The organism is Methylobacterium nigriterrae, assembly GCF_037106235.1.
Taxonomy (GTDB): domain Bacteria; phylum Pseudomonadota; class Alphaproteobacteria; order Rhizobiales; family Beijerinckiaceae; genus Methylobacterium; species Methylobacterium nigriterrae.
Map to the genome: position 1 here is coordinate 1 of NZ_JBAWTG010000168.1, position 8,474 is coordinate 8,474.

At 70.5% G+C, this 8,474-nt stretch carries 4 protein-coding genes; 2 read left to right on the top strand and 2 right to left on the bottom strand.

Features of this window, described 5'->3' with window-relative positions:
• The first annotated feature begins 819 nt into the window (after window positions 1-819).
• Together WDW90_RS32745 and WDW90_RS32750 are read left to right on the top strand one after the other, a co-directional pair.
• Complete coding sequence (locus WDW90_RS32745; protein WP_336491804.1) at window positions 820-1,485, top strand: LuxR C-terminal-related transcriptional regulator; 666 nt, start codon at window positions 820-822, stop codon at window positions 1,483-1,485.
• A 176-nt stretch (window positions 1,486-1,661) separates the two neighbouring features.
• Window positions 1,662-2,117 (top strand): hypothetical protein, encoded by a 456-nt coding sequence (locus WDW90_RS32750; RefSeq protein WP_336491806.1) that lies wholly within the window; start codon window positions 1,662-1,664, stop codon window positions 2,115-2,117.
• Between the two features lie 19 nt (window positions 2,118-2,136).
• Here WDW90_RS32750 and WDW90_RS32755 read toward each other — a convergent pair whose 3' ends face one another.
• Complete coding sequence (locus tag WDW90_RS32755; RefSeq protein ID WP_336491807.1) at window positions 2,137-4,419, bottom strand: CHASE2 domain-containing protein; 2,283 nt, start codon at window positions 4,417-4,419, stop codon at window positions 2,137-2,139.
• 16 nt (window positions 4,420-4,435) lie between these two features.
• Window positions 4,436-8,474: cadherin-like domain-containing protein (locus WDW90_RS32760; RefSeq protein WP_336491808.1), on the bottom strand; the 4,039-nt coding region annotated here is incomplete at its 5' end.

An 8,474-nucleotide genomic window follows, 5' to 3' on the forward strand; every position in this document is an offset into this window, starting at 1 on the left:
AAAGGAGCCGGTCAGATACAGCAGGTTGATCAGCCCGCTCATCGCCCCAACACCAACAAACGCAACACGGCACCGGCCCAACGCCGATGCAAGCTCCGTGGATGGACGGTCTCGCATCACGGCAGTCATTCCTTCGGGGTATCGGTGGTCCATACGGCCCGGACCGTACCAAAACAGCAGAATCTGTCACTAATCCGAAAGTCGGAACAATTGTGTGAAACTCGGCGAGGTCGGCCGAGACGTCGCTGCAAAGCGGTGGATTGGCCGCGTCATCCCGCGCGGAGGCGTCCTGAAAACACGCGGCGTGACCCGTACGCTCGGCGCCCTCGCCTCCGGATTTACGGTCAAAGCACAACCGTACATTACCGTACCGGACAACCGCTCCCTGCTCACCGGATGATTGCTCAACGCTGGACTTCATTCGCTAAAGCGCGCCGCGGATCTTGTCATCTAACCATTTCCATGTTCCAAATTGTACGAATTGGAAGTTGTATGGGCCCTCAATTCGACCCATGCCGCTTCCGTGAGACGAAGAGGGTGATCGCATCGCCGATCACCCCTGATGCGGATCACGGACTCGCTTCTGCGGGCGGCGGCCGCCGGAAATTTCGCGGCGCTCCTTCCGCAGCCCTGTCGCAGCTCGATCGGATGAGGTGAACGCCGTACGGATGATGCGCAAGTCCCAGGATTCATGCTCGCAGATCCACGGATCGTAGATCCGGTCGCGATCGGGCCTCGTGCCCCGTCGCAGTACCGAACGTCCTGACTCAGGTCGGACATCAGCTGAGGAGCGGTCCGCGACCGGACAGGTGAACGACCATGGTTGGGGTAGTCTCCGTTGCCCTCGTGGCCGATGGCCATGACCAGTCCCGCACGGGCATCGCTGCCCTGCTCAGGCGGGATTGCGGCGTCGGCCGCGTCATCGAGGCCGGGACCCTCGACGAGGCGCTCATCCTGCTCGACGAGCACAGCGACATCACCTTCGCGTGCATCGATCTGGCGATGCCGGGGGTCGGCACGCCGCTCAACCTGCGCAGCGTGCGCGAGGTCTTCCCGAAGGTCCGAGTCGCGGTCGTGACCAGTTCGGGCAAGCGCGAGGAGGTCTTCCTCGCTCTGCAGGCCGGGCTGCATGGCTACGTCCCGAAGGCGCTCGGGCCGCCCGGGATCGCGCGGGCCTTCCGGCTGATCCTCGACGGCCACATCTTCGTGCCGCCCATGTTGGCGGAACTCCCGCCCGTCCCGGACACCGCGCCGCGATTCGAGGCGACGCGGCGTCCGGCCTCCGATGTGCGGCTGACACCGCGCCAGCAGGACGTGTTGCGCCTGATCCGGTGCGGAAAGTCGAACAAGGAGATCGCCCGCACCCTCGGGCTGACCGAGAACACCATCAAGGTCCACGCCAACGCGCTCTACCGGGCGCTCGGCGTCCGCGACCGGTACGGTGCGGCCCAGAGGGCCGACCTGGCCCATAGCGGCGACGTCTGAGGCTTGCGGTTCGAGTCCGGCCCGCCAGAGCATTGTCCGTGATTCCTGGATCACGGACAATACTCCGGACCCTTTGATCGGGCGCGCTTTCTGATCGCCAAACCGGCAACCACTTCGGCGGAAAGCGCGCTAGCCTCATTCGACGATAGTTCGATCATACCTCGGCAGGAGGGCGGATGCGCATCGACGCCGATTCGGGACTCTCGCTCACGCCGCCCGCCGTGCCCGACGCCCGTGCGGCGGGCCTGCGCGGCTGGCGAATTGTCCTCCTCGTCGCCACGGCGTCGGCGCTCGCCGCCGCGGTCCTGTCCGGCACTCCGGCCGAAGGCGGCACCGATCCGGATCTCGTCCGCGTGATCCGGTTCATGGCGCTCATCAAGGGCACCTTCGCGCTCGTGGCGTTCGCGGTCTGCTTCTGGCGCCTCGCCCGACCGACTCCGGGCTGGCGCGCGCCCGCCTACGCGCTCACCCCGGCCGCGATGGCTGGCGGGGCCCTCGCGCTCTGGCACCTCTCGGCGTTCGGACCGGCGGCTTTCGGCCTCCATCTCGGCCTGCTCGTCCTGCTGGCGGCCGCCCTGACGGACCGTGGTTTCTTGCCGTCGCCTCGCGCGCCGGCAGGACGGCCCGGTTGAACGCGGCGCCCGCCCGCCCTCACTTCGTCTCGGCGAGGTGGATCCCGTCCCAATCGTCCGGCGGAGGCACCTGCTCGAAGCCGGCGATGCGTGCCGCGAAGAGGTCGTGGAGCCTCGTCAGCGCGAAGCCGTCGCCGAGGCGCCGGCAGGCGTCGAGGCGGGCAAGGGCCTCGCCCCAGTCGCGGCGACGGTAGGCGCCCAGCATCGCGCCCTGCTCGCGGGCGAGTTGCGCGAAGCGCTCGGATCCGCGCGTCGCGGCATCGCCCAGGAGCGCCCACACGGATTCCGCCTCGCGCTTGCCCTTCACGCGGACGCGGTCGATCTCCAGCACCGCGAAGCGGTCGGCTACGGCTTCGGCCGTCGCCGAACCCAGGATGACCTGCATTCCGTATGTCTTCGACTGACCCTCGAGCCGGGAGGCGACGTTCACGGGATCGCCGAGCACCGAGTAGTCGAAGCGCAGGTCCGAGCCCATGTTGCCGACGACGCAGCGCCCCGTATTGATGCCGATGCCGATGGTGATGGGCAGGTCGGGCTGGCCGCCGGCCGCGGCCTCGCTCCGGCGGAGAGCGTTGAGAGCGTCCATGCGCGCGAGCATCGCGAGCGCCGCAGCGCAGGCATTGGCCTCCTGGTCAGGGTCGTCGAGGGGCGCGTTCCAGAACGCCATGATGGCGTCGCCCATGTACTTGTCGATGGTGCCGCGCCGCTCGATGATGGCGTTGGTGAGCGGCGTCAGGAAGCGGTTCATCAGCGAGGTCAGGCCGGCCGGGTCGTTCCGGTAGAATTCCGAGATCCCCGTGAAGCCGCGCACGTCGCTGAACATCACGGTGATCCGGCGCTCCTCTCCACCGAGCCTCAGCCTCTCCGGCGAGGCCGCGAGCTGCTCGACGAGCGCCGGCGAGAGGTATTGCCCGAAGGCCGAGCGGATGCGCTGCCGACCAACCTGCTCGCGGGTGTAGTTCGTGAAGACGAGGACCGCGTAGACGCTGAGGCTCGCGCCGAGAGGGAAGGTCGGATCGAGCAGGATGCCGAGTCTCGTGAAGCGGAACCACGCGATCGCCGCGATGAATCCGGCCACGACGGCGCCGAGCATCAGCAGGCGGCCGGCCCCGAGCGCCGGCGCGAAGGCGATGATGCCGAGCGAGACGGCGAGCGCCAGCAACAATTCCACGACGATCGCGTAGTTCGGATAGGCCAGGGTCGCCCTCGAGAGGACGCTCTCCAGCAGCTGCGCGTGCACCTCGACCCCCGGAATCGTGCGGTCGACCGGCGTGGTCTTGTTGTCGAGGAGCCCGATCGCCGAGGTGCCGATCAGCACGATCTTGCCTGCCACGCGCTCAGGGTCGAGCGAGCCATCGAGCACCGACTTCGCCGACACGAAGCGGGCCGGGTCGTGGTGGTTGAAGTGGAGCCAGACCGAGCCGCCGCCGTCCGTCGGGACCTCGAAGCCCGGCAGAGCCACCGCGCTGACCCCGGCGGCGTCGCTGCGGATCATCACGGCGCCGCTGCCCGTGAGGACGCGCAGGATCTCGAGGCTGAGTGCCGGCACGACCCGGCTCTCGGCCACCATCACCAGCGGGACGCGGCGGACGATGCCGTCGCGCTCGGGCACAATGGTGAAGAGGCCCCGGCCGGCGGCGGCGTTCTCGATGGCGGGCACGTTCCGCAGCAGCCCCGGGAAATGCGCGAGGTGGTTGACCGGATCCGGCCCGAGCATGGCGAAGCCCGTCTCCGGCAGGGCGGCGTCGTTGTCCGTCGCCTGGGCGAGCGCCGTCTGGCCGACGATCACCCGCGACGCGCCGATCGCCTCGGCCAGGACGGAGTCGTTGCTCGGCAGCCTCGCCAGCGCCGCGCGGGTGGCGGTATCGAGGCCGGGCACGCTCTCGGCGACGAGGCCGGGCGAGAGCCGGTCGGGCTCCGGAAAGACCGCGTCGAAGGCGATGACCGCGGCCCCGGCCACCGTCAGCCGGCGCACGAGCTCCGCCACCCGCGTGCGCGCCCAGGGCCATTGCCCATAGGCGCGGATGCTGTCCTCGTCGATGTCGACGATCGTCACCGGCCTCAAGGTGACGGGCCGCGGGTGCAGCGCCTGCAGGGCATCGAAGGTCCGGAGCCGCAGGATCTCGACCGGGGCCGGGTCCCACAGGCGCACGAGAAGCAGGACGAGGAGAACGGCGAGTGCCAGCAGCCGGTCGAGCCCGATCCGGCGGGCGAGGCGCAGGCGGGGACGGGCCGATCGCCCTAGGCCGCTTCGCCTTGCACGGGGTTTCCGTGCCGAGCCCTCCGGGATGACGGGGTCCATCGATCTCGCTCGAGCATCAACTGACCGGGAGATACGCGAGATGGTCGAGCCAGACGATCGCGATCTTGTCCTGGATCGACTCGTTGGCGGCGAGATGCACCAGCTTGGCCGCGGACGCGGCATCCTGGCCGACGGCGAGGTCGTATCCCGCGCTCGCATTGCGGTTCAGATGAAGGTCGGCGAATTGGATCCCGCCCGAGGCGCCGAGGAAGGCGAGGTCGATCGCGTCCTGCGTCGCGTCGAAGTCGGTGATCTGGTGGAGCGGTCCGGACCCGCTCGGCGCGGCGCTGAACACGAAGACATCGTGGCCGGCACCGCCCGTCATGACCGTGCCGTGGTTGCTCGAGGCGATCAGGATGTCGTCCCCCGGGCTGCCGACGGCCGATGTCCGTCCCGCAAGCGCGATGTCGGGCGCCGACGAGATCGCGACCGAGACCGCGGCCGCGTTGCTGGTCGGATGAAGCGCGTCGCGTGCCTCGTAGACGAACACGTCCTCCCCGGCCGGCGAAGCGGCGACGATGAGCGCCGGACCGTCGGTGTCCGTCACTGTCCCGTGGGCACTCATCACGCCCCCGACCTTCAGCGCAGCGCGATCACCCGCATCGTTGAAGAGCAGCGCCTCCTTGGGGAGCGCGAAGGGGCCGCTCGCATCCGCGGCGCGGACCACGTGGTCGGCCTTCGCGACCTCCGCGACGGTGATCGCGAGTCTCGCGCTCGCGACGTGCCCGGCCGCATCGCGCAGCGTCAGGCCAATGTCCTCGGAACGCGGACCGCCGTGATAGATCACGCGATGCGCGAGGATGTCGGCCTCCGTGAAGCTCGTGACCGGCAGGAGGGTCTGCAGACCGTCGAGCGTGAAATAGCCGCCGGCGCCCGGCTCGACCGCGTAGGTCGGCGCGCCGCCGGTCGGGTCCGCGCCGAGCGCCGTGATGTCGCTCTCGGTGAGCACGACGCTGCCGCCCGGGGCCGCGCTCACCGCATGGTCGCCGCCGATGCTCACGCCGCCGATGCTCCTGATCGTCACCGCGACGGTGGCGGGCGCGGAGGATGCCGCGTCGTCCCTGACGACGAGGTCGTAGACGACCGACAGGGTCTCGCCGACACCGAGGAACGCGACCTCGGATTTCGGCAGGGACAACGTCCACGTCGCGGTGCCCGTGCCGCCGCCTTCCTGCGTGATTCCGGCCGAGAAGGCCCGCGCCAGGGCATCCGCGACGGCCGCCGGCTGGGTGCCGGCCTCGCTCCCGTCGGCCCGACGCCAGTGGATCGAGCCCGCCTCGATCGCGATGGCGACGCTGTGGACATCGCCGATATCGGCATCGGAGAAGCCGACCGTCCCGGTCCCCTGCAGCGCGCCGGCGCCGCGCACCGATCCGTTCTGCACCTCGAACACGTAGACGCCGTCGATGCCGGTATTGCCCGGGGTGCCCGGCAATGCGACGAGCGCGTCCGCGTGGCCCGATTGCGGCAGTTCGTAGTAGGCGGCATCGGTGCCCGAGGAATAGCCGGCGCGCGCGTGGATACCCTCGCTCGCGTCGCCGAGCGTCCAGTTCACCGCCTCGTACCGGTAGACGATGTCGAAATCACCGTTGCCCAGGTCGATGAGCTGAAGCTGGAAGGCATTCAGCGCGTCGGTGTGGTTGGAATAGTAGCCGACATCGTCCCAGGTGATGGTGACGACGCCGTTCGCGGTGTCCCGGTCGATATGGACGAGGTTCGACCCCTTCGAGTGGCCGCCCGCCGTCGTGCCGCTCGGGCCGGTGCTCGTGTCCACATCCGCCCAGAAAGGGGCAATGATCGGGTTGGCGTCGCCGCCGCCGATGCGCGTCGGCGTGTAGGTGCCGAGCGGGGCCTCGAAGGTGATGTTGCCGTTGTTGTTGACGTAGATCGCCGTGTAGCGGTGGTTGAAGAAGTTCAGCCCCTGCGGGCCGAACACCCCGGTGATGTCGATCGCCTGCGTGGACGCGTCGTCGTTGGCGTCAAGTGTCGTCTCGCCGAAGCCGGCATGTCCGCCGAGACCGTCCGCGAGCGCGTTGCCGGCCGCGAGGTAGCCCGCGGCAATCGCGGTCAGGGGCCGCCCGGCCTGCCCGATGGTCAGGGTCAGGGACGCGCTGGCCCCGCTCGTGATCAGCGGCGCTGCGCCGCCATTCACCGCGATCGTGACGGTGGCCGGTTCGGAATCGAGGCTGCCGTCGCTCGCCCGGTAGGTGAAGCTGTCCGTGCCCCGGAAGCCCGTTGCCGGCGTGTAGGTGAACTGCCCGTTCGCCCCGAGGCTGAGGCTCCCATGCGCCGGGCCCGTCACGGTCGAGAAGGCAAGGCTGTCCGCGTCGACGTCCTTCGCCGTCAGCGTTCCGGTCACTGGCCTGCCGCCCCGCGTCGACACCGAGGCATCCTCGGCGACCGGCGCGTCGTTGGCGCCGACGAGCGTGATCGTCACCGGCTGCTGCGCGCTGCCGCCCTGGCCGTCCGATAGCGTGACCGGGTAGACGACGCTCAGCCTCTCGCCGCCCTTCAGGAAATCGAGCACACGGTCCGCCACCGTGAAGGTGAAGGCGACCCGTCCCGAGCCGTCGGCCTCGCTGACCGAGGCCGTGAGCGCGCGCGCGAGCGCGGCGATGGCCTCGCCCGGAACCGTCCCGCTCGCGCGGGTCGCGACCGGGCTGCCGACCGCGACGCTGTGCAGGTCGTGCCGGTCGACGTCCGAGAAGGCCAGCGTGCCGGCGACGCTGCCCGACGCCGCGCTGCCGGTCTCGCCGGGCCGCTCGGCGAAAGCGGCCGGGTCGGCCGCGGACAGAATGGGCGCGTCGTTGCTGCCCTGCACGGTGACGACGATCTCGCTCGTCGCCGATCCGTCGACGGACGTGAGTCCGAGGCGATCCTGAACGCTCTCGCCGGCCGAGAGGGCCTGGACCTCGGCCGCGGCGTTCGCGAGCGCGTAGCGCCATTGCCCGGTCTGCGCGTCGAAGCCGAAGCGTCCGTAGCGCCCCTCGAGCGAGGCGGGCACCTTGAAGAACGCCTCGCCGGGGTCCGCGTCGGCCACGACGGCCATACCGGCGGCGGTCCCCGGAGCGTCCTCCCGCACCGCAGCCGACAGGTCGCCCGAGATCGTCGCGGCGTGGCCGGGGACGGGCGTGAACTGCGCAGTCTGCGCTAGGCTGCCGCCGTGCCCGTCCGTGATCGTGTAGGCGAGGACGACGGGGCCGCCCGGGATCGGCGCCGGCTCGTAGCGGTAGCGGCCTTCGCCGAGATCGACGAGCCTGCCGCCCCCGCTGCCGATCCGCACGTCGGTGATCGAGAGGGCGTCGCCGTCGATGTCGCTCGCGCCGGCGAGCAGCTCAGCCGCCGTGACGATCCACGGTCCGCTCGCCGGCCTCGGCGCCAGCGCGACGGGGCCCGCGGCGACCGGCGCGTCGTTCACGCCGGTGACGTCGACGGTCAGCGTCGCCGTGGCGGCGGTGCCCCGTTCGTCTTGGACGCGGTAGCTGAAGGCGTCGGCTCCGTGCTGGCCCTGGGCAAGCGCGGCCGCGCGGTCGGCGCGGTAGAGGTAGGTGCCGTCCTGATTGAGGACGAGCGTCCCGTAGCGGCCGGCCAGCACCACCGTCCCGTCGGCGAGCGGAACGCCGTCGATGGCGGCTTCCCCCACATGCGCAGCGACGATGCGCAGTCCCGGCGCGCCGGCACCTGATGCCGCGGCGAGGAGCCCCTGCGCCTTGCTCGCGGCGACGAGCGCGTTGTCCTGCAGGACTGCGACCGTCCGTGGCACGAGGCCGAGGTTCGGATCGGCGTCCGAGCCCGGCCGGGTCTCGTCCGCGAGCGGAATCGCGCCGCCGTCCGGCCGGTCCGGCGCCTCGTTTCGCCCCGGAGCGCCGTTTCGCGGCGTCGGCGCGTCGTTCGCGCCCGGAAACGCGCCGCCCGAGCCGCTCGGCCCCGATCCCTGCTGGGGGCTGACATCCTGCTGCAGGATGTTGGGTGCGGTGCCCGATCCGGCGCCGCCGGCGGCGGGGCCCTGGGGCACGGGCAGGCGCGGCACGTCGGCCAGGGTCTTGAAGATCGCC